The 26,085-nt window shown below is 43.1% G+C and carries 21 protein-coding genes; 11 read left to right on the forward strand and 10 right to left on the reverse strand.

What is annotated here, in order from left to right; genetic code table 11:
* Positions 1–8: 8 nt before the first annotated feature.
* Complete coding sequence (locus tag DF182_RS00305) at positions 9–632, forward strand: DUF3347 domain-containing protein (RefSeq protein ID WP_113613697.1); 624 nt, start codon at positions 9–11, stop codon at positions 630–632.
* 175 nt (positions 633–807) lie between these two features.
* A complete protein-coding gene (locus DF182_RS00310) occupies positions 808–1,275 on the forward strand; it encodes a heme-binding domain-containing protein (protein WP_211327015.1) in 468 nt (155 codons plus the stop codon).
* Here DF182_RS00310 and DF182_RS00315 read toward each other — a convergent pair.
* Positions 1,262–1,732, reverse strand: coding sequence for a hypothetical protein (locus tag DF182_RS00315; RefSeq protein ID WP_113613698.1), 471 nt, complete (start codon positions 1,730–1,732; stop codon positions 1,262–1,264). The two genes, DF182_RS00310 and DF182_RS00315, sit on opposite strands and share 14 nt — an antisense overlap.
* A 108-nt stretch (positions 1,733–1,840) precedes the next feature.
* On the opposite strand from DF182_RS00315, the gene DF182_RS00320 reads away from it, so the two are divergent.
* From DF182_RS00320 to DF182_RS00350, 6 genes are all read left to right on the forward strand, one after another.
* Positions 1,841–2,818, forward strand: a complete 978-nt coding sequence (locus tag DF182_RS00320; RefSeq protein WP_113613699.1) for a helix-turn-helix transcriptional regulator — start codon at positions 1,841–1,843, stop codon at positions 2,816–2,818.
* A 637-nt stretch (positions 2,819–3,455) separates the two neighbouring features.
* Complete coding sequence (locus DF182_RS00330; protein WP_245957340.1) at positions 3,456–4,640, forward strand: efflux RND transporter periplasmic adaptor subunit; 1,185 nt, start codon at positions 3,456–3,458, stop codon at positions 4,638–4,640.
* An 18-nt stretch (positions 4,641–4,658) separates the two neighbouring features.
* Entirely contained in the window at positions 4,659–7,841 is a 3,183-nt protein-coding gene (locus DF182_RS00335) for an efflux RND transporter permease subunit (RefSeq protein ID WP_113613702.1), read from the forward strand.
* A 26-nt stretch (positions 7,842–7,867) separates the two neighbouring features.
* Positions 7,868–9,286, forward strand: coding sequence for a TolC family protein (locus DF182_RS00340; RefSeq protein WP_113613703.1), 1,419 nt, complete (start codon positions 7,868–7,870; stop codon positions 9,284–9,286).
* Positions 9,287–9,350: 64 nt separating this feature from the next.
* Positions 9,351–10,454 (forward strand): sensor histidine kinase, encoded by a 1,104-nt coding sequence (locus tag DF182_RS00345; protein ID WP_113613704.1) that lies wholly within the window; start codon positions 9,351–9,353, stop codon positions 10,452–10,454.
* A 9-nt stretch (positions 10,455–10,463) separates the two neighbouring features.
* Entirely contained in the window at positions 10,464–11,222 is a 759-nt protein-coding gene (locus DF182_RS00350; protein WP_113613705.1) for a LytR/AlgR family response regulator transcription factor, read from the forward strand.
* A gap of 319 nt (positions 11,223–11,541) precedes the next feature.
* Here DF182_RS00350 and DF182_RS00355 read toward each other — a convergent pair whose 3' ends face one another.
* Together DF182_RS00355 and DF182_RS00360 are read right to left on the reverse strand one after the other, a co-directional pair.
* Entirely contained in the window at positions 11,542–12,936 is a 1,395-nt protein-coding gene (locus DF182_RS00355) for a FecR family protein (RefSeq protein ID WP_161964008.1), read from the reverse strand.
* 71 nt (positions 12,937–13,007) lie between these two features.
* On the reverse strand, positions 13,008–13,559 hold the full coding sequence (locus tag DF182_RS00360; protein WP_113613707.1) for an RNA polymerase sigma factor: 552 nt from the start codon (positions 13,557–13,559) through the stop codon (positions 13,008–13,010).
* Positions 13,560–14,036: 477 nt separating this feature from the next.
* Here DF182_RS00360 and DF182_RS00365 point away from each other — a divergent pair, with 477 nt between their 5' ends.
* Genes DF182_RS00365 through DF182_RS00375 form a run of 3 tightly spaced genes read left to right on the forward strand, consistent with a single transcriptional unit; the run spans position 14,037 to position 20,156 of the window.
* Positions 14,037–17,345 carry a SusC/RagA family TonB-linked outer membrane protein gene (locus DF182_RS00365; RefSeq protein ID WP_113613708.1) on the forward strand — a complete coding sequence of 1,103 codons (3,309 nt, stop codon included), beginning with the start codon at positions 14,037–14,039 and terminating at the stop codon, positions 17,343–17,345.
* Positions 17,346–17,392: 47 nt separating this feature from the next.
* Positions 17,393–18,850: a RagB/SusD family nutrient uptake outer membrane protein gene (locus DF182_RS00370; RefSeq protein ID WP_113613709.1), complete on the forward strand. Its 1,458-nt coding sequence runs from the start codon at positions 17,393–17,395 to the stop codon at positions 18,848–18,850.
* Positions 18,851–18,887: 37 nt separating this feature from the next.
* Entirely contained in the window at positions 18,888–20,156 is a 1,269-nt protein-coding gene (locus DF182_RS00375) for a TlpA family protein disulfide reductase (RefSeq protein WP_161964009.1), read from the forward strand.
* A 332-nt stretch (positions 20,157–20,488) separates the two neighbouring features.
* On the opposite strand, the gene DF182_RS00380 is transcribed toward DF182_RS00375, so the two are convergent.
* The 7 genes from DF182_RS00380 to DF182_RS00400 form a co-directional block, all read right to left on the reverse strand.
* Entirely contained in the window at positions 20,489–20,758 is a 270-nt protein-coding gene (locus DF182_RS00380) for a hypothetical protein (protein ID WP_147243294.1), read from the reverse strand.
* 351 nt (positions 20,759–21,109) lie between these two features.
* Positions 21,110–21,379 (reverse strand): hypothetical protein, encoded by a 270-nt coding sequence (locus DF182_RS32065; RefSeq protein ID WP_147243295.1) that lies wholly within the window; start codon positions 21,377–21,379, stop codon positions 21,110–21,112.
* Positions 21,380–21,979: 600 nt separating this feature from the next.
* The gene (locus tag DF182_RS00385; protein ID WP_113613712.1) at positions 21,980–22,231 is read right to left on the reverse strand and encodes a hypothetical protein; all 252 of its coding nucleotides are present in this window, start codon (positions 22,229–22,231) and stop codon (positions 21,980–21,982) included.
* A 127-nt stretch (positions 22,232–22,358) separates the two neighbouring features.
* Positions 22,359–22,628, reverse strand: a complete 270-nt coding sequence (locus DF182_RS32070) for a hypothetical protein (RefSeq protein WP_147243296.1) — start codon at positions 22,626–22,628, stop codon at positions 22,359–22,361.
* An 85-nt stretch (positions 22,629–22,713) separates the two neighbouring features.
* Positions 22,714–23,142, reverse strand: coding sequence for a MauE/DoxX family redox-associated membrane protein (locus DF182_RS00390; protein WP_113613713.1), 429 nt, complete (start codon positions 23,140–23,142; stop codon positions 22,714–22,716).
* A gap of 10 nt (positions 23,143–23,152) precedes the next feature.
* Positions 23,153–24,535 (reverse strand): serine/threonine protein kinase, encoded by a 1,383-nt coding sequence (locus tag DF182_RS00395; RefSeq protein ID WP_113613714.1) that lies wholly within the window; start codon positions 24,533–24,535, stop codon positions 23,153–23,155.
* Positions 24,536–24,912: 377 nt separating this feature from the next.
* Positions 24,913–25,893, reverse strand: a complete 981-nt coding sequence (locus DF182_RS00400; RefSeq protein WP_113613715.1) for a helix-turn-helix transcriptional regulator — start codon at positions 25,891–25,893, stop codon at positions 24,913–24,915.
* Positions 25,894–26,085 lie beyond the last annotated feature (192 nt).

Raw genomic sequence — 26,085 nt, forward strand, 5'->3', positions numbered from 1 at the left:
TCATACGCATGAAAACTATTATCATCAGCACCCTGGCACTGACTGCCATCACCTTCGCCGCCTGCAACAACAACCAGCCGGCAACCTCCGAAACACAACACAGCGACAGCACCGCTGCCGCACATCATGAAACAGCTCCTGCAGAGAAAACACTGGCAACCGTAAAACCACAGTTCACCGATGTGAGCCCCGCTACCGCCACCGCCCTCAAAGCTGTAATAGACAGCTATCTCCAGCTGAAAAACGGTCTCGCTGCCGACGATGATGCAGCCACCGCCAAAGCCGCAGAAGCCATGAGCGCAGCACTCGCCAAAGTAGACGCCTCACAACTCACCCCTGAACAAAAGAAAATATACGCCGCCAACGAAGAAGACCTGAAAGAACACGCCGAACATATCAGTAAAAATACCGGCAACATCGAACATCAGCGCGAACACTTCGCACAAATGAGCGAAGACATCTACGAGCTGGCAAAAGCCTTCGGCGGCGGACAACCACTCTACCACGCTCACTGCCCTATGTACAATAATAACAAAGGCGCCCTGTGGTTAAGCGAATCCTCCGAAATCAAAAACCCATACATGGGCGCAAAAATGGCCAATTGCGGCGTAATGGAAGAGCTGATCCAATAACGGGTTCCCAGGGCTAAAGCCCTGGGCCATTTTGGATTGGATAAGACAGGGGTTTCGTTTTTCATTGATAGGAATTTTATAGTACTGAAGTCATTAATAGCCCGAGTCTATTTTATTAGATAAAACAGCGCATTCATTTTAACCAACAAATCATATAAATAAAAACACCTCGTCTATGCTAAAATCTAAAATAGCCCAGGGCTTCAGCCCTGGGATGCTATTAGCGATATTCGTAGTCATCCAGTTTTTCAGGCCTGCTAAAAATCAGGATAGCCAACAGGATGCCACACAGGATATTGCCACTATATATCCTATGCCTGACAGTGTACAGCATATGATGCAGCTCGCCTGTTACGATTGTCATAGTAACCATACCCGGTATCCATGGTATGCAGAGATACAGCCGGTTGGCTGGCTGCTCAACAAACACGTACAGGAAGGAAGGCAGGAACTCAATTTTCAGGAGTATGGAAAATATTCGTTCAGGCGACAGCGTAATAAGCTCAAACGCATGAAGGAACAGATCACTGCCGGAAAGATGCCGTTGTCTTCGTATACCCTGCTGCATCCTGAAGCCCGGTTGACACCTGCACAAAAGCAGGCCATACTAACGTGGATAGATAGTACCCTTACGAAAATTTAAATACGCCGCAGATAAATACCAACAGCAGCAACAACAACTGCACAACATAAAACAAAGTGACTTTCCCTTTCATGGGGGCCAGGTCTGTATGGATTTCCTGGCCAGAGGCCGATGCTAGCAGGTGGGGCCTCATTTTCATTCCCAGTCGGCGGCCAACGAAGCCGTTGAGCACCAGCAGTAATAACAGTAACATTTTCACCCTGAACCAAAGCTGCTCGCCATAGACGCCATGTACCTGAGCCATCAAACTGATACCAGATAATAATAACAACAAAAATCCTATACCCATCATCATGGGAAACCTGGAGGTCAGATCTATGATGGCAGCGGCCTTCACACGGTCCTGCTGATATACCTGCCAGAAACGTCGATTGGCTAAAAACCCAGCTAGTACCAAGCCTGCCATCATGGCCAGCCCTGTAATATGTACCAGCAAACTTAATAAATACATGTTCATCGTCGAATGATTTTATGTGTACAAAGGTCTGCTGCACTTCCCTTTTCCGTTTATATTAAAAGGAGCCATATTTATATCAAAAGGAATTAGATTTGTATAAAAAGCAAAATGCCGCTCGATTGGGGAAATACCAACAATAACAAGGTGCCGCATGTCAATACGATCATCCAGGATATCAATTCCCCACAGCTGAAGGAAGACAGTGCGGAACTATCCCTTCCGATTGGCCGGGCGAAGATGTCTCACTGGCAGTTTGATGGTATTCGTATGATCCACAGCGATTGGGTATATAATGACTGTAAGTCTATGACCTGGCAGGCAGACATCGACATCGTACATCTGCACTTCAACCTGAAAGGGCAATTTACGGTGTCCCCACTGGAAGGCCATATGCCCCTGCACTTTGCAGCCAACACACACAACATGCTGTATACCAATATGGGGGCCAGCACTATGAAAAATGAAGAGCTGGAGGCTTCTCAGTTTATTCTTCAATTTACCCGTGATTCCTTTTTACAACTGACCGAACATTCCGACGAGGCGCTGCAACGTTTTGCGGATAAAGTGCTGAGCAGAAAAATCGGGACCCTGTCTCCTCAGAGCCTGCCCATCGATCTCTCCATGCAACAAAACATCAATTCCATCCTCCGTTGTAATTATCAAGGTGGCATCAAAAAAATGTTCCTTTTTTCCAAAGCCATAGAGATGCTGGTATTGCAGGCCGCCTCCTATCATCAAACTCATCATCATACTAACGCTGTCGTACGTACGCCCTATGACCGGGAGCGCCTACACTTTGTGCGGGACCACCTGTTGGAGAATCTGGAGAACCCTCCTACCCTGTCGGCCCTCGCCAGGATGGCCGGTCTTAATGAATACAAACTGAAGTATGGTTTTAAAGAACTCTTCAATACTACTGCCTTCGGCTTTGTGGCAGAACAACGCCTAGAACTGGCCCGTACCTACCTGCGGGATCAGCATAAGTCGGTAGGAGAAATTGCTACCATGCTGGGATACTCTTCCATACAGCATTTCAGCACGGCTTTTAAAAAGAAATTCGGATGCTCCCCTAACAAAGCAAGATAAGTTAATGTCCACACGCAGCCTGTTTCCTTATATAGTGATCATTGTTTTATTTGCATGTATTTATTGGCTGACAATGGTTATTCCCGATGTATATCCTTACAGAGAGATCTGGCCTAATAAAACACCTTTACAGAGCAAAATTTTCACCTTCGGGATCATGATCTCTATTCTGCTTGTAAACACACTCGAAATACTAACTACAGATACTGACAATTTCCTGACCAGGCTATCTAAATCAACATTGACGATTATATTGGTTTACCTGGCCGGTGCAGGAGTCTGGTACCTGCTGGGAAAGCCCCAGACGTTGAATTTATTTCATTACTACCGGAATACGGCCGTTATTTCCGGCCTATTAACCATTTTCATTACACTGATTGGGCTCATCATTATGGAAGTATTACAGCGCATTTTATTTTTCTTTTTTAAGAAGACAATTATCTCCCGTTATATTCCCTCATGGCTCCGAATGAGCTAGCCCCTCGAAATCATCACTCCTGACAAGTTCACGGAGGCATTTTTTTCATTCCGTCATTTTTCCGGTTCACCGTCCATTTTTTCCGCTTCACTCACTTTGTCCTGAATTAGTTTTTGGGGGTGGATGATATTTGCCTCTCTACGCAAAAAAATGAAGGCAATGAACCACCTTAAGAGTAACATAAGAAACAGACACATACTTCCCGGTATGATCATGGCCTGTTTGCTGCCGGCAGCGCTCAGCAGCTGCGGTGGCAACGCGGGCGCAGAAACAGCCAATATGGCTGCGCCGACTCCGGAACTGCCGGTGATGACCCTCGACACCACTACGACCCTTACTACCAACGAGTATTCCGCTCAGCTGGAAGGGAAAGTGAATGTGGACGTACGTCCACAGGTAGATGGATATATTAAGAAGATTTTTGTGGATGAAGGCAGTTATGTAAAAGCTGGTCAACCGCTGTTTGAGATCAATGATCAACCCTACCGTGAACAGCTCAACAGAGACATTGCCAGTCTCCATGCGATGGAGTCTGCTCTGGCAGCTGCCCAACTGGAAGTAGATAAAGTACGTCCACTGGTAGAAAACAAAGTAGTGGCCGATATGCAACTCAAAACTGCTATGGCCACCATGCAAACGGCCAAAGCCAATGTTGAGCAGGCCAAAGCAGCAGTAGCCGCTTCCCGTGTCAATGTAGGCTTCACTCTGATAAAAGCTCCTGTCAGCGGATATATCGGCCGTATTCCCAAGAGGATCGGTAACCTGGTAGGCAGAAACGATGCAGCACCGCTCACTACGCTTTCTGATATCAGCGAGGTATACGCTTATTTCTCTATGAGCGAAAATGACTTCATGAACTTCAGCAAAGGTACTTCCGGCTTAAGTCTGCAGCAACAGCTGAAACAACTGCGCCCTGTAACGCTCATTCTCTCCAACGGCGATGCCTTCAACCAGAAAGGTCGTATCGAAATGGTAGACGGACAGTTCAATAAAACAACAGCCGCTATCAGTCTTCGGGCCACCTTCCCCAATCCCGCAGCTATCCTTCGTTCCGGCAATACCGGCAAAGTAAAGGTAGAACAACTCTACAGCGGGGTGATACAGGTGCCGCAGGCCGCCACCCTGGAAATGCAGGACAAAATATTTGTATATCAGGTGGTCGACAGCAATAAGGTACAACGCCGTATCCTTGAGCTGTCCGGCAGAAGTCAGGATAACTTCATCGTAAAAGAAGGACTGAAGCGGGGCGACAGGATTGTCACCGCCGGCATAGAAACCCTCATGGAAGGCACGGTGGTGAAACCCGCCAACAACAAAGATTCCGTTGCAACAACCGGAAAATAAACCAAAGTAAAACAAGCCATGCTCAATAAAATTATTCAACGGCCGGTACTGGCCACCGTTATATCGGTTATCCTGGTGATCCTGGGTATCGTAGGCCTTACCCGGCTGCCGGTGACACAGTTCCCGGACATCGCGCCACCCAGCGTGGTGGTGAGCGCCAGCTTCCCCGGCGGTAATGCCGCTACTGTACTACGTTCGGTAGTTACTCCCCTGGAAGAGGCCATCAACGGGGTGGAAAACATGACTTATATACAGTCTAACGCCGGCAATGACGGTGTAGGCTCAGTGACCATATACTTCAAACTAGGCACAGATCCTGATCAGGCAGCTGTAAACGTACAGAACCGCGTGGCACAGGTTACCAGTCAGTTACCGCCTGAAGTAATACAGGCCGGTGTTACCACCACCAAACAACAAAGCGGGATGATCATGATCCTGGACATTTACAGTGAAGACAACAAAAAATATGATGAAGCCTTCCTGCAGAACTATGCCAAGATCAATGTAATCCCCGAGATCAAACGTATACCTGGTGTAGGCCAGGCACAGATCTTCGGTGCCAAGGATTACTCCATGCGTGTATGGCTGAAGCCAGAACAGCTGGCCGCTTATAACGTAACGCCCACAGAAGTAATGAACGCTATCCGCGATCAGAGCCTGGAAGCGGCACCTGGCAGATTTGGCGAAGGCACCGATGAGCCTTTGTCTTATGTAATCAACTATAAAGGAAAGTTCAATCAACCCGAACAGTTCGAAAAAATCGTTATCCGGGTAGCTCCTGATGGTTCTGTGTTGTATCTGAAAGACCTGGCCCGTATAGAACTTGGTTCCGCCAACTATACCACCGACAACCGCGTAAATGGTAAAGATGCCGTGACCATGGCCATCTTCCAGACCAATGGCTCCAATGCCAACGCTATCCAGACAGAGATCAACAAAGTGATGGACAACGCGTCCAAAACGTTCCCTAAAGGCGTCAAATATCAGGTGACCATGAGCACCAAAGAACAGCTGGACATCTCTATTAAACAGGTGAAATCTACGCTGATAGAGGCTTTCATACTGGTGTTCGTGATCGTATTTCTCTTCCTGCAGGACTTCAGGTCTACGTTGATCCCTGCCATTGCTGTTCCGGTTTCGCTGATAGGTACGTTTTTCTTTTTGCAGATGCTGGGCTTTTCCATCAATATGCTCACGTTGTTTGCCTTGGTGCTGGCTATCGGGATTGTGGTGGATGACGCCATTGTGGTGGTAGAAGCGGTGCATAGTAAGATGGAACGATCGCATTTACCGGCCAAAGCCGCTACCATGTCGGCTATGAGCGAGATCACCGGCGCTATCGTGTCTATTACCCTGGTAATGGCCGCGGTGTTCCTGCCGGTAGGTTTTATGGAAGGTCCCACCGGTGTGTTTTACCGGCAGTTTGCCTTTACGCTGGCTATCGCCATCCTGATATCCGCATTGAACGCGCTGACGCTTAGTCCTGCCCTGTGTGCCCTCTTCCTGAAAAATACACACGCCGGAGAAGGAAGTCATGATGGGAAAACACCTGCCAAACAAGGTTTTACAGGTCGTTTCTTTACCGCTTTCAACACCGGTTTCCAGGCGATGACCAGCAAGTACGCCCGTGGTGTTAAATGGCTGATCAACTATAAATGGGTGAGCCTGGGCGCACTGGCGATCATCATCGTAGCAACTGCCCTACTGATGCGCAGTACACCTAAAGGATTTATTCCCAACGAAGACGGCAGCTTTGTGGCCTATTCCCTGTCACTCCCTCCGGGAGCGGGTTTGGACAGAACCACAGCAGTGTTGCGCAGAGCCGACAGCATCCTTAAAAAGATGCCTATGGTGGAATCAGAAACCAGTATCTCCGGGTACAACATTCTGAGTAACGGCGCCAGTCCGGCTTATGCGATGGGCTTCGTGAAACTGAAGCCTATCAAGGAACGTGGAGAAGTGCAGAATATAGATCATATCGTATATCTGATGAACGAACAGCTGAATACCATTAAGGAAGGTACGTTCAGTGTGTTTACCTTCCCGACGGTGCCGGGCTTCGGTACCTTCAACGGCCTGGAACTCGTGCTACAGGACCGTACCGGCGGACAAGTGGAGAAGTTCAGTGAAACCGCCAACCGCTTCATCGGAGAGCTGATGCAGACCCCGGAGATAGCCGTAGCCTTTACGATGTTTAAGGCCGACTTCCCGCAGTATGAGCTGATAGTGGATCCCGTAAAAACAAAACAGCTGGGCGTCAACGTGAGCGACCTGATGATGACATTACAAACCTACTATGGTAGTAATCAGGCATCAGACTTCAACCGCTTCGGTAAATACTATCGTGTGATGGTACAGGCTGCACCGGAATCCCGTGGTACCCCTTCCAGCCTCGAAGGCATATTCGTTAAAAACGATCAGGGACAGATGGTACCGGTCAACAGCATGATCACTTTGAAAAAAGTGTACGGTCCTGAGATGATGAACAGATACAACCTGTATAACTCCATCTCCATCAATGCCATGCCTAAACCAGGCTACAGCACGGGTGATGCGATCAAAGCGGTGGAAAGAGTGGCTGCCACCAAACTCCCTGCCGGCTTCAGTTTCGAGTGGACCGGATTAAGTAAGGAAGAAAAGAATGCCGGCAACCAGATGGTATTCATATTTGTACTGGCACTGGTATTTGTATACTTCCTGCTGGCAGCACAATATGAGAGTTATATCCTGCCGCTGGCTGTACTGTTGTCTATACCAACTGGTATCCTGGGTGTGTTCCTGGCTATTAATCTGGCAGGCATCGACAATAACATTTATGTACAGGTAGGTCTGGTGATGCTGATAGGGCTGCTGGCCAAAAACGCCATCCTGATCGTAGAATTTGCCGTGCAACGGCGCCGGGCTGGCAAAACGTTGCTGTCGGCCGCGATGGAAGCCTCCAAACTGCGTCTGCGTCCTATCATCATGACCTCGCTGGCCTTTGTGGCAGGGCTGATTCCGCTGATGGTAGTAAAAGGACCTTCCGCATTGGGTAACCACTCCATCAGTATCGGCACCGCAGGTGGTATGTTGTCCGGTGTAATCCTGGGCGTGTTCATCATCCCGGTATTATTCATCGTATTCCAGTATCTGCAGGAAAAAATCTCCGGAAAAACACCGGTAGCAGCAAAGGAAGTGGTGATGGAACCAGCAACAGTTTAACAGCAAATTCAAAAAATCAGCAAACAATGACTATCAATAAATCATCCCTTCTCGCCATCGCCGTGTTTTCCAGCACGGTCATGGCCTGCAGGGTGGGCAAAGAGTTCACCAGGCCGGCAGTGGCCTTACCACAGCACTACCGTAGTGCACCCGCTACTGCCGACAGCAGTAATGCCGGCCAGCTTTCCTGGAAAACGTTTTTCACCGATCCGGCGCTGCAAACACTGATCGACAGTGCCATCGCTCAAAACTTCGATATACAGGTAGCCCTTAAAAATGTGGCTGCTTCCGAACAGGCCGTCAAAGCCGCCAGGCTGGCCAATCTGCCGGACCTGAACCTGCAGGTACAGGGCAACCGTAACTATCCCTCTAAAAACAGCCTGAATGGCTCTTTGTCAGAAGAGTTTATGGGTACCCGTTATATGGACGATTACAACGCCAATATCGGCCTTAGCTGGGAGGTGATTGCCTGGGGGAAAATCAGCCGCATGAAAGAGATAGCCCTTGCCAGCTACCTACAGAGCACAGAGGCTTCCAAAGCAGTACAGACAAGAATTGTGAGTGAGGTAGCACAAGGATATTATAACCTGCTGATGCTGGACACCCAGCACGCCATCGCTGCCAGAAACCTGGCACTCAACGACAGCACCCTCCAGATGATGCAGCTGCAATTCAATTCCGGCCAGATCAATAATCTCGCCATTGAACAAACAGCAGCCCAGCGTCAGGTGGCTGCTGCCCTGTTACCCAAAATAGAGCAACAGATCATCCTTCAGGAAAATGCATTGAAGATCCTCACCGGATCCCTGCCAGGAACTATTGCCAGAAGCAACCGGCCTTCATCCATTGTAACAGACAGTCCGTTGTCGGCAGGTGTTCCTGCCGCCCTCCTCAGCCAGCGCCCCGATGTGCAGACAGCGGAGATGGCTGTCAAAATAGCCAACGCCAAAGCGGGCATCGCTCAAGCCAGCATGTACCCCGCCCTCAACATTACAGCAGGCGTTGGTGTCAATTCGTTTAAAGCCAGTAACTGGTTCAACATACCAGGCAGCCTTTTTGAAACAGCAGCCGGCAGCATCACGCAACCCATCTTCCAACGGAGGAAATTAAAGACAGAATGGGAAACGGCTAAAATAGAATGGGAAAGAACAGCCATCGAATTTAGAAAATCGGTGCTGACAGCCGTGGGAGAAGTATCAGACGCGCTCGTGAAAATTGACAAGCTCAAAGCACAGCACGATATGACCCGGGTACGGGTGGAGAAGCTGCAAAGCGCCACCAGAGATGCCGGCCTGTTGTTTCGAAGCGGCATGGCCTCCTACCTGGAGGTGATTACCGCACAGGGCAATGTATTACAAAGTGAACTGGACCTTTCAACAGTAGAACGCGAGCAACAAGGTGCCGTGATAGAACTGTACCGCTCACTCGGAGGTGGATGGAAATAGAAGTACAACCTGATAAGTATGATTACTTTATATTTAAGGCCAGTTGTACGACTAAATACAAGCAATGAGCAAGAATAACATGGCAGAAAAAATGTTCAACAGGTACTACCGGATATTTATCATCCCGATGATATTTCTCCTGTATTACCTGTTGTCCTATCTGGTAAACCCCTACAGCGAATCCTGGTCCACAATGTTCAAACAAAGCTGGAGGGAACTCATCATCGAGTGGACGATCATGATGATCTTCTGTTGGCTGATCACGGAACTGAGTCTGATCACCGCCCGATGGATGGACCGCCGGATCCCCTGGGAGAGATGGCCCATACGGCGTTTCATCGCCCAGCTCTTTGGCCAGATCATTTCGGTAGGCATTCTGCTCAGCATTTTATATGTCACACTCTCTCTCATCTTTGGTCCTCCCGAAAACAAACCAGCTACTATACCGGAGAAACTGGATGAATGGCAGTTTGTGTTCGTATGTGTGATGTTGTCTATTCTGATCAGCGCCGTTCATACCGGCAACTTTTTCCTGCAACGCTGGAAAACCTCTATGCTGGAAGCTTCCGAACTGGAGCTTAAAGCGGCTGAATTAAGACAGATAGCCATGCAGTCGCAGCTGCAATCCCTGAAATTACAGCTGGACCCGCATTTTATGTTCAATAATTTCAGTACCCTCTCCGCACTGATTGAAGAAGACAAAGACACCGCGCTGTCTTTTCTGGAGAACCTTTCCCGGGTATACCGGTATATGATTGTTAACCTCAACAATGATATCATTACACTGGGAGCCGAACTACGATTCATAAAGGCTTATATCTACCTGATCCGGATCCGCCATGGTAACAACGTAGACATACAGATCACCGTTCCCGATTCGATCACGAACCGCGGCATCCCTCCTATTACCCTGCAACTGCTTATTGAAAATGCAATCAAGCACAATGTCGCCTCGGGTGAACAGCCACTGCATATCCGCATTTATCAGCAGGAAGAAGGCAAATTAACTGTCAGCAACAATACACAGCGTATTCCCAACGTGATTCCTTCCACCAAGCTGGGCCTGGAAAACATCAAAAACCGCTATGGTTTGTTATCAGACCAGACGCCGGAGATAAAGGAAGAGAATGGCATGTTTATGGTGACGCTACCTTTACTGGATTTCTAAAATTAATTTATGCGTTTAGTTATTATTGAAGATGAAAAGCCCAATGCAACCCGGCTTAAAAATCTGGTACACGATATATCCCCCGATACTACAATTGAAGCCATTCTAGACACTGTCAGTGCCAGTGTGGCCTGGTTCAAACAACACCCCCACCCCGATGTAGCCCTTTTGGATATCAGACTGGCAGATGGTTTGTCATTCGACATCTTCCAGCAGGTATCTCTCCAATGCCCGGTTATCTTTACCACCGCTTATGATGAATACGCCATCCGGGCCTTCAAAGTCAATAGCATTGACTATCTGTTGAAGCCCATAGAAAAAGAAGACCTGCGGCAGGCCCTTGACAAGATCCACCGGCAGCCCGTACAAACAGGACCTACCGAGATGGTGCAACAGCTGCTGGAGTTTTTCAAACAAAAAGAAGTAAGCTACCGTACCCGCTTTATGCTCCCTTTCCGGGACGGCTACAGAACAGTACTCGTAGAAGATGTTGACTTTGCCTACTATGCCTACAGCACCACCCGTCTTGTGTTAAAAGACAAATCGGAGGTGGTGGTCACCCAAACCATGGACGAACTGGAAGAACAGCTGAACCCCGCTCAGTTTTTCCGGGCCAACCGCCAACATATCATCGGCATCCACAGTATAGATCGTATTCTCCATTCCTTCAACGGCAAACTACAGATCAGGCTTAAACGCGACCCGGAAAGAGAAATCCTCGTCAGCAAAGAGAAAGTGCCGCTGTTTAAACAGTGGCTGGATAAGTAGTAATTATCGGTCATCGATAATCATGCACGACCGTAGCATCAACCGGCAGGTACGAAGCGGTTCTGTTGATAATTAAAGTAACAACAAAGGAGATGATCATGGATGGTATTAATCCGATGGGGAAAACGAATGTAATAATGTAACTGAAGTTGTTGAAAGTTTTACATGCAGCGGAAATAAAGGCCAAGACATCAGGATGCAGGAAAGTTGTCGCTGTATCCTATTGATTATTTGTTGCGTTTTCCCTGATTTAGTATTTGAGAGGGAGATGATCCGGCTTATATTATCTGCAACAATTTGTTTAGAGCGCAGATCTCATTTATTTAAAATGCAGTCTGCCTATATTATCAAAATAATAATCCACTGTGGTCGTTGACTTCAGATCATCCAGGAATATGATGATGGGTTGGTTCCTATCGATGCTGCCGGTGAAGGTTTCCTTGGCAATACGGTTATTGTCCATAATAACGGGAATACCGAACCATCGCGGCAATACACGGGATATCTCTGACAAGGTAGCGCCTGAAAAATAAAAGAGGCCCTGGCGCCAGCTGAGTTCTTCCATTTCATCAAAAGGCCGTACCTGGATTCCTTTGCCAGTGGCAACGGCTTGTTGTCCAGGTTTAAGTGTTACCTCTTCTTCTCCATCTTTCATTTTAACAGCACCATCTACCAGTGATACTTTTACAACATCCTTATCATAGGAGTTGATGTTGAAAGAAGTACCCAATACCTGAACGGTGCTATGTGCAGTATGCACGAAGAAAGGGCGGTTGACATCTTTGGCAACCTGGATAAACGCTTCCCCATCAATAAATACGTCTCTGGAGGCACCTGAGAAAGGTACTGAAAAACGCATGGTAGTGGTGGAATTGAGCCATATGTAGGAACCGTCAGGTAGTTGTACCTTATAATCCAAGCCGGCCGGAACAGCCAATGTTAACTTTTCGTTTCCTTTGGATTCATCGATGGTACTTGTTGCCAGCGAAAGCGTTTTATTATTGTTGTTAAATTGAATTTTTTGCAGGGCAATGGTACCACTGTCGGTAGACAGATTCACCACTTTTCCATTGGCCAGTTGGAGTTGTACGCCTTTGTTTTTATCTGAGAGGCTTAAATGCCGGTGAGGGGTCTGTACAGACCGGAAATACCACCAGGAAGTGGCGGCGACGAATAATAAAGCTGCGGCGGCGGCCCATGTTCTTATAAGCCGGTGTATACGCCCGCCCTGAGAGTCGGATGCTGTTGTTATAGTTGTCTCCGCTGATGGTGGCAATGTTGCAGCATGTCCAAGGGAGATAATGTCATGCTGTTGGTCTTGTTGTACAAGTGGGGCCGCTTTATCCAGTTGAACCAGCGGAATAACCCTATCTGGTTGTATCATTGGAGGAGGCTGTTCCTGTGGCTGATCTTCCAGTGATTTATCTGGTGATGTCAGCGGGAAGATACCATCCGGTGTTGCAATATAGCCGGACGTTTCGGGCCATATATAGAGATCGTGTTCTGTGCCGGCCTTATTCCCGTTGATTGGCAGTGCGGTAATGTCCTGCCAGGGCAAATGATCGAACCGGCTGAAGCCGTTGTCAATATCTTTAGAAGAGTATAATTTTTTTGTTTGTTGCCATAGCGTGGCTGCCACGCTGTCTGTTTCGATCAGGTGGTCGAGATAGGCTTCATCGGCGGCGTTAATAATTCCTCCGATTTTCTCCATCATGAGTTGCTGTATTTTAAAATTGGCTCTCATTACTTAAATAAGACACTTTTTTTCACAAGGCGGGCTAATGATCAATAAACTTTATTTTTCAGCAGGTTCCGCAGATCTTTCAGGGCAAGTGCCATGTGTGTTTTCACAGTGGCTTCACTGATGCCCAGGTAGTTGGCTATTTGCTGGCGGGTATATTGATGCAGATAGCCCAGTTTGAACACCCTTGCCCTAACGGCTGGCAACTGTGCCATCGCATCAGACAGGTGTTGTTGTAATTCCTTATTCTCCAGAATATCGGTGGGAGGTTCGTAGTCAGGTGGTAATTGCAGGCGTGCAGCCCTCTTACGCATGATTTCGCTTGAGCGGATATAATTGAGACAACGGTTACGAATACTGATAAAGAGGAAATTTCTGATCGGACCAGTGAGAGCAGCGGATTTGCTCCAGTCCATCTGCCAGAGGTCTATATAGAATTTCTGGACCAGGTCCTGGGCTTCCGTTTCATGATGAACAATACCATAAGCGACTACAGTCAGCCATTTGCGGTAGGTTGTATAAATATAGCCAAATGCGTCCGGATCATGTTCCTTCAGCTTTTGCCATAATATCATATCATTCTCATATCTGTTCATGGCAGTGTATTCGGTAACGATATATCAATAATAACAAGGCATACGACGGAAACGTTCATCAAAGAGATAAACAGGTCAGTTACCATAAAGGACTGACATCATTTAAGTGTGGCAATTAAGGCTATTAAGGGAATGAATGATACTCCTTGTAAGAGCAGTTTTGATTAGTTTCCTTGTTGTAAACCGTGTAACGAGCTAAAGCATATCGTTAATCTTACATGAAAATAAGGTATAGCATGGGGTTTTAGGCGAATGGATGAAGATTAAGATGTTAATCAGTTGTTATGAAATCCGAGATGCAAAGAAAACGGGCAAAAATGAATTTACATGTTAATTTTCTGTTACCTGCGTAACATTAAGTTAACGTGAAAAAAAAGTTGAGTTGTTAGGCCGGCGGAAATTAATTGTTGTCTTTATAGTAGAAGTACCTGATTTTAACATCAACAACAATTCACCAAAACCTATCAACGCATTGTCATGAACATTACACATTTAATGCGCGAAAACTGGCTTCGTAAGCTCATCACACTGGTATTCTTTGCCGGTATGCTGCACACCTCCCCACCTGCAAAAGCATCCAGTCAGGGAGAAATGAAAGTCACACTTTCTTTTAAGGACGCCCCTATCAGCAAAGTATTCAAGGGTATCGAAAAACAAACAGGGCTGGTATTTTTATATAACACCAATCAGGTGCAGGACTATCGGGTAAGCATATACGTAAAAAAGGCTTTACTGAATGATGTCCTGAAAGATATCCTTTCTATCAAAGGCATTACCTGGGAATTCAGAACCAAAACAATTGTGTTGAAGCCTGAAAAACCAGCAGCATCTGTTGGCGCAGCACCGGCAGACTCAGCTGGCAATGCGGTTTCCGGCGTAGTAAGAGATCAGAACGGTGTTCCATTACCCGGAGCATTTATCATTGTAAAATCAACACAGAAAGGTGCTGTGACTAACGAAAAAGGGAAATTCACCATCGCCAATGTGCCACGTGGTGCTCTTCTTCAGATCAGCTATACCGGGTTTACACCTAAGATAGTTAATGCTACAGCAGATCCTATTCAGGTGAGACTCGAAGTGGCCGATAACAGACTGGATGAAACAGTGGTGATGGCTTACGGTACTACTTCACGGAGGTTGAATACGGGGAATATTGGCAAGGTAACAGCTGAAGAGATTAGTAGACAGCCGGTGTCTAATCCGTTGGCAGCATTGGAAGGGAAGGTACCTGGGGTGTTGGTTACACAGAGCAGCGGAGCACCGGGAGCTTCTGTGAAAGTACAGGTGAGAGGGCAGAATTCATTGATTAACGGGTCGGAGCCATTGTATATTATAGACGGAATACCATTTGCTCCAAACAATGACAACATCAATAATTTAAACTCAATGCTTGTTCAAAAAGACGGCGGATTAAGTCCATTTAGCATGATCAATCCAGCAGACATTGAAAGTATAGAAGTACTGAAAGATGCTGATGCGACGGCTATTTATGGAAGCAGGGGAGCTAATGGGGTTGTTCTCATAACAACTAAAAAGGCCAGAGTAGGAAAAACAACCCTCAATGCAAATATCAATACCGGGATTAGCACAGTTGCCAGAATGCTCAATATGATGAACACACCGCAATATCTTGCAATGCGCCGGGAAGCATATAAAAACGATGGTCTCACACCAAGTGCTTCGCCCAGCTCTCCTGCATTTGCGCCAGACCTGATGATATGGGACACTACGAGATATACAGATGTTCAAAAACTGATTTACGGAGGTACCGCGAAGGTACTAAACGCAGGTCTAACACTTTCGGGAGGCGACGAACAAACTCAGTTTTCCATAGGAGGTAATTTTCATAGAGAAACAACCGTTTTACCCACCGATGCAGCAGACAATAACTCCTCCATCAAACTATACCTGCATCATACCAACCCCAATAGAAAACTTAATTTAGCCTTCACTTCACTGGCGACATTTGACAATAACAAACTAATACCTGCAAGTGCAATAAATATACAACTTCCTCCCAATATCCCGGAGCTCTATGATTCGACAGGACATTTAAACTGGATGAAAGGAGGAGTAACCTTCCAGAATCCAATGGCACCTTTTCTTCAAAAATACAATGCTATTACAAATAATTTTCTGAATAACATGACCGTAGATTACAAAATAGCAGAAGGTCTCATCTTTCGTACCAGTGCAGGATTCAATATTATGAACATCAAAGAACAGCAGATAAAACCTATTGCTTCGTTTGATCCGTCAACCAACCCAACGGGTTCTTCTGTTTATTCAAACAGTAATTTCAAAAGCTGGATCATTGAGCCTCAAATAGAATATACCCATTCGTTACTGAAAGGGAAACTAGATGTATTGCTTGGCAGCACCTGGCAGACAAACCAAAGAGACAATGTTTATTTTTCACTAAACGGCTATACCACGGATAACTTAATTAATTCCATTGGTGCGGCCCCCAATGTAAGCGGCAAATCCTCGGATGAATCCAGATACCGGTATGAGGCATTGTTTATGCGTATTAACTATGCCTATGCCAACAAATACATACTAAACCTTACAGGTAGAAGAGATGGATCGTCCAGGTTCGGCCCTGATAAGAGGTTTTCCAACTTTGGTGCAGCGGGTTTGGCCTGGATCTTTACTAATGAGGCATTTTTCAGCCACTATATCAACTTTTTAAGTTATGGTAAAATAAGAGGGAGTTATGGTATCACAGGAAATGACCAAATAATAGATTATGGATACCTATCTACCTGGAGCTCTACATTAGCCTATCAAGGAGGGGTAAGTGTCTATCCCGACAATCCGTTTAACCCTGGATTTAGCTGGGAGAAAAACAAAAAAATGGAAGTCTCCATGGATTTAGGACTCTGGCACGATAGAATACTTTTATCAACAGCCTTTTTCAAAAACAATAGCAGTAATCAACTCGTTAGTTACAGACTTCCTTCACAAACAGGATTTTCTTCAATTACCAAAAATCTCCCAGCTCTTATTGTAAATAAAGGATGGGAATTTGAATTAACCCTGAAAGTCATCAACACTAAACAGCTCAGATGGAACATCCAGTCCAATCTGACAGTTCCATCAAATACACTGGTAAGTTTCCCATCACTTGAAACATCTCCATATGCTAGTACATATCAAATTGGGAAATCAATCAATATGATAAATCAATTAAAATACACAGGTGTCGATCCTAAAACCGGGCTATATACCTTTGAAGATCTTAATAAGGATAATATAATCGACTACAAAGATTACCAATATATTGGGAGAACCAATCCTGATTATTATGGTTCTATAGGAAGTGAGCTTGTTTACAGAAGATTCCAGTTAAATATTATGTTTAGCTTCAGGAAGCAGCTTGGAAGAAACACACAGGCTTCCATCTATTCATACAACTACTATCCGGGATTAATGTATAATCAGCCAACCGCAGTCTTTGACAGATGGAGGGAGTCCGGTGAAAATGCTACTTATGAAAAATTCACTGCCACCATTGGCAGCGATGCTTATAAACAGGGATCATTATTTGCGACATCAAGCGGCATGTATAGCGATGCCTCATTTATAAGGCTAAAAAACGTTTCACTTAGTTACACTTTTCCTGATAATTATCTAAAGGCCGTTAAATTAAAAGGAGGAAAAGTCTTTATACAAGGGCAAAACCTTTTCACTATAACAAAATTCCTGGGAGATCCGGAGACACAAAATCTCTTCGGTATTCCGCCATTAAAAACGATCGCAGGCGGATTACAAATAACATTGTAGCCAGGAAAGTAAATAATATATAAACCAAATACTTTAATCTATAATATATGAAAGTCTGCATCTATTATATGAGTTTTTTGTCCATAAAATCATTTTGGAAAAAGAGCTTTTCCCAAACTATGGTTGGGTTATATCTCTGGTTACTATTCTCTTTAGCGGCCTGTAACAAATTTGTTGAGGTAGATACTCCCGGCAATAAAATTACAACACAGCAACTCTTCAATGATGATGCCAGTGCTACTACCGCGGTTGCTGGTTTATATTCAAGGATATCATCCTCTTTTCTGACTATTGGTTCAGGAGGAACCACTATTTATACCGGTCTCTCCTCTGACGAATTGATTAGTAGCGTAAATACTCCTGATCTCAAAGAGTTTCAAACAAATTCTATCTCAAGTACTAACTCAACTAACCAAAATGCCTTTTGGCGTCCGGCATATCTATCCATTTATCAGGCTAATGCTTGCATAGAAGGGCTTACTGCCAGCAATGGGATGTCCCCTAGAATTAAAAACCAATTACTAGGAGAATGTAAAGTAGTCCGGAGTTTATTCTATTTCTATCTAATTCAGTTGTATGGAGATGTTCCACTGATCACTAAAACGGATTATAATACTACGTCCGTACAAGGAAGAAATTCCGTCAACGACATTTATGGACTTATTATTAACGATCTGACCGATGCCAAAAATCTTCTGGCCGAAAACTACCCTTCAGATGGGAGACTCAGGCCTAATAGCTACACCGCAGCGGCACTCCTTGCAAGAGTTTATCTATTTACCGGAAATTGGAAATTGGCAGAAACGGAAGCCAACAATATTATTAATTCTCCTAAATATATTCTTCAGAGCGATTTAAACAAAGTTTTCCTATCAACCAGCAATGAGGCTATCTGGCAAATGGCATCTGTAGTAGGAGGAATCAATACAAGAGAAGGCTCAACTTTTCTAACAACAAGCCCCCTGGTCATACCGGTTTATCTTATTAGTGATCAGTTATTAAATGCATTTGAACCGGGTGATCCGAGAAAAAGTGCCTGGATAGGTTCTAAAACTATAACCAACCAAACCTATTACTTTCCATTTAAATACAAGGTACCTTTTTCCTTTAGTTCTGTCATAACAGAGCACTATATGGTTCTTCGGTTAGCAGAACAATACCTTATTCGGGCTGAAGCCAGAATAAGACAGGGAAAAACAGATGATGGCATAGGTGATTTAAACGTACTGAGGAAAAGAGCAAGAGGTACCAATAATGCTGTCCTACCTGATCTTCCTATGGGACTTCCACAAGATCAGGCACTTTCATCTGTTTTAAAGGAAAGGAGAATTGAACTAATGATGGAATGGGGTAGCAGATGGTTTGATCTAAAGAGATTTCATTTATGTAATACAATATTAAAACCTATAAAACCAGCCTGGCAAGATACAGATACACTATTTCCAGTACCCAACCAGGAAATTCTGCTGAATAAAAATTTAACTCAAAACAATGGATATAATTAATAATAATTTTATTCAAAGGTCACCTAAATTTAGAAAAATGAACCATTTCCTCGCTTTTTTGATTCCTTTTTTCATTAATTGTCAACTATATTATAGTGCCAGTGCTCAAAAGGTAAACATTGGAGAAAAATGTCCGGATGTAAAATTAAAATTGATAAACTACTCTTCAAAAGAAGCTAGTTTATTAACTGCATTCAATGACAAACCTTTGATAATAGATTTTTGGAATACGCACTGTGCTCCATGTATTGCGCTTATACCTCAGTTAGACTCTCTTCAAAAGGCATATAAAAACCAGTTTAATGTACTTCTCGTCACCAGTGAAAAAGAAGAAGCCATAAAATCGTTTCTTAAAAAAAATGAAACCCTAAAATCACTTAAGTTACCGATTGTATATGCTGCAGACACTATAAGAAACATGTTTCCTCATTTCGGGGAGCCACATGACGTATGGATAGACAAAGCCGGCGTTGTACAGGCCATCACCAACATGTATGAACTTCTTCCTGAAAATTTTGAAAAATTCATTCATGGGAATGCATTAAATCTTCGGGAAAAAAAAGAAATGTTAGACGAAGAAACGCTTATCGGAAAACCACTACTGATTGTGGATGAAGAAAAAAATTCAGGAAAAAACAAATTATATTATTCCTGGATGGGAACCTACAATCCCTTGGTACCATCTATGACACTCTCAGATTTCAAAATTAAAGGAGCACGTAAACTTATATGTCAGAATTTCAGCGCTACTGTGTTGTATAAGATTGCATATAGTATGTATAAAGACAATGGGCCGATAGAAATAATATATGCATGCAAAGACTCACTCAGATTAATTGATAATAATAGAACCGGGGACAATCGGTTTTGTTTCGAAATTTACATGAGAGACTCATCTGAAACTGATGATAAAATCAAAACACAAATGCAAAAGGAATTGGACCGTTTTTTTAATCTAAAAAGTATCATTAAAAAAGAGAATGTAAGCAAACCATGTTATGTGCTTACCAGGCTAAAAAATAATGAAAATTTCAAAAATAAAGATAATGCTCGTGCTGATCGCACTGATAAAGACAACAACATCATTCTCAAAAACGTGCCAATACAAGGTTTCATTGCATCACGTATATACGCTATCTTATCACATGACATGATTAATGAAACAGGATACCGTGGAGGCCTAGATCTGGTACTTCCCAATACCACTGACGTTTCCAAAATCAAACAAAGTTTAAATCAATATGGATTAGATATAAATCTGGAAGTGAGAAGTGATAACACCGTAGTCCTTCAGGATATACAATAACATTCTTAAGGACCAAAGTAATATTTACTGGAGGAGACAGTTTTTTGTCTGTCTCCTCCAGTAAAAAAATCATGTCTGAAATATTGTAAAAGATCTGCCCGGCCATGTACAGCGCAAGCAGAAAACAGACAACATTTCATCATAACCACACACTTGCATAACAGTACTTTTACCGATATGACTATAACATAGACCCTCGTTCCTTGTACAACAATTATATTCTGCAAAAGCCTATGGGAATTTTATTCGCAGTTGCATAACTCCACCTATACCAACAACAGCCACAATAGTAGATAAATAAGTTCCGCTATCTCCTTTTAAAAAGGTGATAGTCAAGGTTTGAATAGAGTAACCGATGGTAGACCTGGGTGAGTACCACGCAAGCAACAGTTGAGATTAACCAAATTACATCCTGAAAAACGTTCAGCAGTTGCAACAGTAGTATTACCGTAAATAACCCCACTACCTGGTTCACAACTATACCAATTGTAAGTTTGGCCCGCCCGGGATGAATTTGAATCATTGTGAATGGTGGTTGCATATGCGCCACCAATACCGGCTACAGCTGACAGCGCTGCGAAAGCTACTTTAATCTTTTTCATAAATAAAATTGTTTATAAGTTAGGTTCATTAAAAGAATAATTATTTAGGATTCAGATGCCTCTCCAGTATGGAGATCAATACTCATGGGATAAATAAAATAACAGGAACTACACGTATAGAAGTATCTCTCAGGCGGAAGAAAACCCGGTCCACACTGAAAACCTCGAAACAATTTCATTAATTATAGCAATGTAAACAATTCTCACATTAAGAGTATGCCAATTATAAGTTCGAGCTACGAGATATTTGATTCACTTTGATAGGCACCACCATCTGCAATAGTTAATAGTATAGCGAACTCTACTTCAATTTTCAACATAAATCTCTTCAAAATTTACAACTCTCAAGCATTACAGATGGGAAAACAAAGTAACAGGAGGAATACCAGGGGCTGTGCCACGTAAGCAGGGAATCGCAACATCCCCAGTACAATCTGACAGAAATCTAGCTGCTGACACGGTGGTACTAGTATAAACCACTTTACCAACAATAATAGTACGCCAAGTGTAAGTTTGGGCCACACGGAATGAACTTGATTCACTTGGATGCATGGTTGCATAAGCGCCACCAATACCAGCCACAGCTGAAAGTGATGCGAAAGCAATTTTAATCTTTTTCATAGTGACAATTATTTATACCTAACTGAAAAATTATTCTATAGAACATCGATTCGCTGTAAAAACAGAATTATTTTCTAAACAACAAACTGCATGTATGCCTGGTATAGTGTACCTGCATGCAAACCTTACCTGCAATTGCAGAACAAGTAATTCCGGAAACTGAAATGGTAGAAATAAAAACTATTTTCCATTCTTATAGCATAAACAAACATCAAAGATAGACAGTACCTATTTATCTCATTTGGGAGAAGGTAACATTGAATCAGGTCTAAATATTGTAACACAGGTTACACCTATTGGTGTTCTACATAAGCAGATAATAACACCGTTTTTAGAACACCCAAACACCGTTCTCTACAGTAACAAGAGTCATCGCAGCGTAAACAACACCAAGGCCACTTGCATGCCAGATATAATTTTGGTTGATACGATATAAATTTGATTCATCTTGACATATGGCATGATAAGCTACATTCAATACATTCAATACCTTCAACAGCTGACAATATTGTAAAATAATTCTAATTTTTTTTCTCCAATTAGACATAGGTGGTTGGATAACTATTTCTTACACCAAAAAATATACCTAATAAAAAAACATCATCTTTTAAATAATGTAACATTCGGTATACCTTGCGCAGTGCCACGCAAGCAAACGTATCCAACGAGCTCAGGACAAGCACTTCTGGCCGGTAAAATAGTAGACCTAAAAGCTAGCTGCCCATCAGGTGTATACCAATTGTAAGTATTAATATCTACTTTTCCGGAAATGACCTGATGAGTGGTGGCATAAGCACCACCAATACCTATCAAGGCTCCTAAGGCAGAAAATGCCACTTTAGTCTTTTTCATAAGTTTTATCTCCTTTAACACCTAATTTTTCTAAACCACTAATAAAAACTTAACAAATAGTTCTCTATAGTTTCAACAAACATCAAAAGGAGATAGCTCCCGCTATCTCCTTTTGAAAAAATAATACTCAAGGTTTATATAATGTAAATACAGGCACACCTGGCGAAGTTCCACGTAAGCAAGGCACAAGAGTAGAACCAGTACAGCCTGACAGAACTTTAGCTGTTGCTACAGTGGTATGTGTATAAAGAGTTATGTTGTTAGAAGGTTGAACAACAGTACGCCAAGTGTAAGTTTGAGCTATACGAGATGATTCACCTTGATGTGTGGTTGCATAAGCACCACCAATACCAGCAACAGCTGATAATGCTGCGAAAGCAATTTTAATCCTTTTCATAAATCTGATTTTTTAAAGGTTATTAAATGAGTATTTGTCGTTTTTTAAACAGGACAACATAACCTGTACTATGCGCATCAGTATCTTAATTAAGATTTAAATCTTTTTTCCTAAAATGAATTAACAACGCCCATACCCCCAACACTAAAAAGAACAGGTTAAACCACAAATGCTGGGTCCATGTAAACTTACTGATGACCCCTCCGCAACTACAGGGAATATAACGGAAGACCCCCATTTTTGCGATCGATATATAACCAGTAAAGATAATCATCAACCCTGTCGCCAGTTTCAGCCCAATGATCCTGTGTCTGGGAATTAACAATACTGTCACTATCAACAACTCTACAATAGGGATTCCCCACATTATAAAAGGTCTTAACGATTCACTAAAAGGCTGCAGCTTCAATTGCATTTGAAACATATGTAGATCAAACAGCTTACTGGCAGCCGCATAGGAAAACATCAAAATATACGCGAACACAGCAATGTCCGTTAACTGTTGTTTTTTCATATTTCATTATTTAGTGGAATATTTCTTCTATCGTATGTCTGATTTCTTCCAGTTCAGGCCGCTTATCCGGATCCGTATCAAAGCATCTTAATATTAGCTCCAGTAAAGCACCAACCTGTAAATATTTTTCAATTTCTGCCACCGCCACTTCACTATCAGGACTTATAACTAAATTAGGATGTCTACCGGTTATGACATGCAACAGCAAGGCTCCCATGGTATATACATCTTCCTTCACAGTAGGAATTTGAACCTTTATCTGTTCTGGAGAAGCATACCCAAAAACGCCCAATGTAAAAGGAGGAGTAGGTTCATTTCTGTGTAGGTTATACGACAATTCCAGGTCTATCGTATACATTTCACCAGAATTGAGTATCATAAAATTACTGGGGGTAGCATCTCTATGCACATAACCAAGGGTGTGTATTTTCTCTATTATCCCTAATGCATCCAGATAATACCGGATCAATTGATGATGTGATTCATCAGACAATTCATCCCATTTTCTATTAAGGTATATCCCTTCGATTTTCGTATACAGGTCAACCCCTTCCAAAAACTCCATTACCAGATAACTCTCTTCGCCCTGTTCGAAATAATCGATAAATTTTGGAACCGGCACATGGCCTGATAGTTCCTGCAGAACTTTCGCTTGCCATTGCAACCTGTCCTTTATATATCTACCATGATTATCAACAAAAACATGGCATTTTCCTTCCTTTATAAAACACCAGTTAAATTTTAAGCCTTTTAAATCAACTGACTTTAACAAATCGCCTTTAGGTGATCGGCTTAGCATTATCAAGGGTACATAACGTCTTTTTAATAGTTTCTTTTTTTTCCAGTATTGGTACTTTCGATCAATCCTGAAAGGAATTTTCTTATAATCAGGAACTACTATATTTTCCACCTTGATCATATTACCCGCCGTATCCTGTTGTTCAGTATAGGTAGTAAATGTCACATAGATAACTTCTCCCAGTCTTATAGCATCATTTACCATGGGCCCATAAAATCCCTTTGTTATTATATTCAATTGAGGGATCAATTCTTTGGTTTTTTTCTCCTCAACAGTATATATGATAATGATTTTTCCCACTTCACTTACTCCAAACCAGAAATCATTTTTCCGGGCTGCAATTTTCTGATCTTTAATAACTCTGAATGGAGTCCCGGCCTCATACAACACAGAACAAACTTTCTTAATCAGAGCGGCAACCTGCTGAATATCCACAGATAAAACCAAAGCCCATCCATTAGTAGTTGGCAACGTGCCCACTTCCAGATAGTGCCCACTCTCCTGATAAGGAATAGACATTTCATCAAGCAGGTGGTGGAAACCATTTTGCTGATCAACATTCTGGTTGTGTGTTTCCTTCAATTCGTTTATCATATTTATCTTTTTGTGTAATACGTGGTCACTGCCATTTGAGCAAGTGGCATATTTTGTTCAGGGCATATTTGCAAATATTACTAAGCGGAACACATCCAGCATCCATTGGCATAGCAAAACAGCCAGAGACAGGGGCTCATCGTGTTATTTACAGCTTTTGTTTTTCGGATTATTTGATTATGTCTTTAATGGTATTCACCAGGAAAGATAAACAGGCTATTTTGAGATCAGTAACGATTTTCTTCTTTTCGGGCTTTCTGATTTCCTGGCGATAACGTCAACAATATAAAGTTCCTTAATAAAAAAATAACAAAATATTCATTTTGGAATTATGTCCTTATCATTTTAGCCATTTTGTAAAAGTTAACATTGGAAGTTTAACGGGTAGCACCTGGAAGTTTTCCATGATACTTTTTATATTCCCTTGTAAAGTTAGCAGGGTAGCCATATCCAAGCATATAGGCAATCTTGTTCACACTTAACCCTGATTCCTGGATCAATCTTTCCGCAGTTTCCATTCGCTGTTTAATCAGGTATTTACTGATAGGAATCTGATAATATTTAGAAAAACCTTTTTTGATTCTGGACTCACTGATATTATACATATGCGCCAATTCTGTCACGGTGTGTGGTATATCCAGATTCTGATCTATATAGGATTTGATACCATCAAACAACAGGAATTCACTATTCACCGCATCTGAATGCTGCTCGCCTTCATAATACCCCACCAGCCACAACAGCACTTCAAATACTCTATTCTGGATCCATATTGCCTTTATTTTTTCAGGCACACTGCCTTTCTTCAGCTCCCTGATCCGGCTACCTAACTCCTCCCGAATAATTCCGGAGTGTTTGCTGGCAGTGGTTGATTTGACTCCATCCATAACAGTCAGCCATTTGTTCAGCATGGGTGATAAACCAGCCAGATCGCTGATTTGTTTTCTGGAAAAAGTAATTCCCTGCCATTCATATATACCAGGCTCAAAATACAACAACAATTTCTCTGCCTTCACCTCAAAAAGGTTAAACTGCCCCTGATACAGCAGGACCTTATCGGCACTCTTTACCAGCACTTCAGCGCTGCCCTGCAGCATACAGGAACATACACGGAAAGCGCTTTTTAGCTGTGCCTCCAGAATCGATTTTTCCCGGACGATAAATACTGCATTGATAACTGAACAACCATTTGTCTCGTACCGATGCAAGAGAATATCTATCTTAGAAGACCTTAATAAATAAGGGGTAGCAAAACTGCATAAGTATTGCCTATATTCTTCCGGAATTGTCACAGAAGGAACAACATGAATACTGGGGGCATTGGCAATAACAAACTCCATCGTATGGCTAAGGGACATCTCAAAAAGCTGTTTTAGTCGATCAACCAAATAAGTCAATCCATACAAATTAAACAATATCACTGCTAATGCTTCACAGAGCGTAAAAAATCATCTACAGACATACATTATAACCAATGTTATTTTTTCTCCACTGCCCCATTACATCAGTTCGGAATCATAACTTCAAAGTTGTTTTATGATAACCATTTA

It is taken from the genome of Chitinophaga flava, from assembly GCF_003308995.1.
GTDB classification, from domain to species: domain Bacteria; phylum Bacteroidota; class Bacteroidia; order Chitinophagales; family Chitinophagaceae; genus Chitinophaga; species Chitinophaga flava.

What these genes read in the sequence shown, in the direction of transcription:
- DF182_RS00305 (WP_113613697.1), top strand. Translation starts at nt 9, where the DNA reads ATGAAAACTATTATCATCAGCACCCTGGCACTGACTGCCATCACCTTC.
- DF182_RS00310 (WP_211327015.1), top strand. Translation starts at nt 808, where the DNA reads ATGCTAAAATCTAAAATAGCCCAGGGCTTCAGCCCTGGGATGCTATTA.
- DF182_RS00315 (WP_113613698.1), bottom strand. Translation starts at nt 1,732, where the DNA reads ATGAACATGTATTTATTAAGTTTGCTGGTACATATTACAGGGCTGGCC.
- DF182_RS00320 (WP_113613699.1), top strand. Translation starts at nt 1,841, where the DNA reads ATGCCGCTCGATTGGGGAAATACCAACAATAACAAGGTGCCGCATGTC.
- DF182_RS00330 (WP_245957340.1), top strand. Translation starts at nt 3,456, where the DNA reads ATGAACCACCTTAAGAGTAACATAAGAAACAGACACATACTTCCCGGT.
- DF182_RS00335 (WP_113613702.1), top strand. Translation starts at nt 4,659, where the DNA reads ATGCTCAATAAAATTATTCAACGGCCGGTACTGGCCACCGTTATATCG.
- DF182_RS00340 (WP_113613703.1), top strand. Translation starts at nt 7,868, where the DNA reads ATGACTATCAATAAATCATCCCTTCTCGCCATCGCCGTGTTTTCCAGC.
- DF182_RS00345 (WP_113613704.1), top strand. Translation starts at nt 9,351, where the DNA reads ATGAGCAAGAATAACATGGCAGAAAAAATGTTCAACAGGTACTACCGG.
- DF182_RS00350 (WP_113613705.1), top strand. Translation starts at nt 10,464, where the DNA reads ATGCGTTTAGTTATTATTGAAGATGAAAAGCCCAATGCAACCCGGCTT.
- DF182_RS00355 (WP_161964008.1), bottom strand. Translation starts at nt 12,936, where the DNA reads ATGATGGAGAAAATCGGAGGAATTATTAACGCCGCCGATGAAGCCTAT.
- DF182_RS00360 (WP_113613707.1), bottom strand. Translation starts at nt 13,559, where the DNA reads ATGAACAGATATGAGAATGATATGATATTATGGCAAAAGCTGAAGGAA.
- DF182_RS00365 (WP_113613708.1), top strand. Translation starts at nt 14,037, where the DNA reads ATGAACATTACACATTTAATGCGCGAAAACTGGCTTCGTAAGCTCATC.
- DF182_RS00370 (WP_113613709.1), top strand. Translation starts at nt 17,393, where the DNA reads ATGAAAGTCTGCATCTATTATATGAGTTTTTTGTCCATAAAATCATTT.
- DF182_RS00375 (WP_161964009.1), top strand. Translation starts at nt 18,888, where the DNA reads ATGAACCATTTCCTCGCTTTTTTGATTCCTTTTTTCATTAATTGTCAA.
- DF182_RS00380 (WP_147243294.1), bottom strand. Translation starts at nt 20,758, where the DNA reads ATGAAAAAGATTAAAGTAGCTTTCGCAGCGCTGTCAGCTGTAGCCGGT.
- DF182_RS32065 (WP_147243295.1), bottom strand. Translation starts at nt 21,379, where the DNA reads ATGAAAAAGATTAAAATTGCTTTCGCATCACTTTCAGCTGTGGCTGGT.
- DF182_RS00385 (WP_113613712.1), bottom strand. Translation starts at nt 22,231, where the DNA reads ATGAAAAAGACTAAAGTGGCATTTTCTGCCTTAGGAGCCTTGATAGGT.
- DF182_RS32070 (WP_147243296.1), bottom strand. Translation starts at nt 22,628, where the DNA reads ATGAAAAGGATTAAAATTGCTTTCGCAGCATTATCAGCTGTTGCTGGT.
- DF182_RS00390 (WP_113613713.1), bottom strand. Translation starts at nt 23,142, where the DNA reads ATGAAAAAACAACAGTTAACGGACATTGCTGTGTTCGCGTATATTTTG.
- DF182_RS00395 (WP_113613714.1), bottom strand. Translation starts at nt 24,535, where the DNA reads ATGATAAACGAATTGAAGGAAACACACAACCAGAATGTTGATCAGCAA.
- DF182_RS00400 (WP_113613715.1), bottom strand. Translation starts at nt 25,893, where the DNA reads ATGTCCCTTAGCCATACGATGGAGTTTGTTATTGCCAATGCCCCCAGT.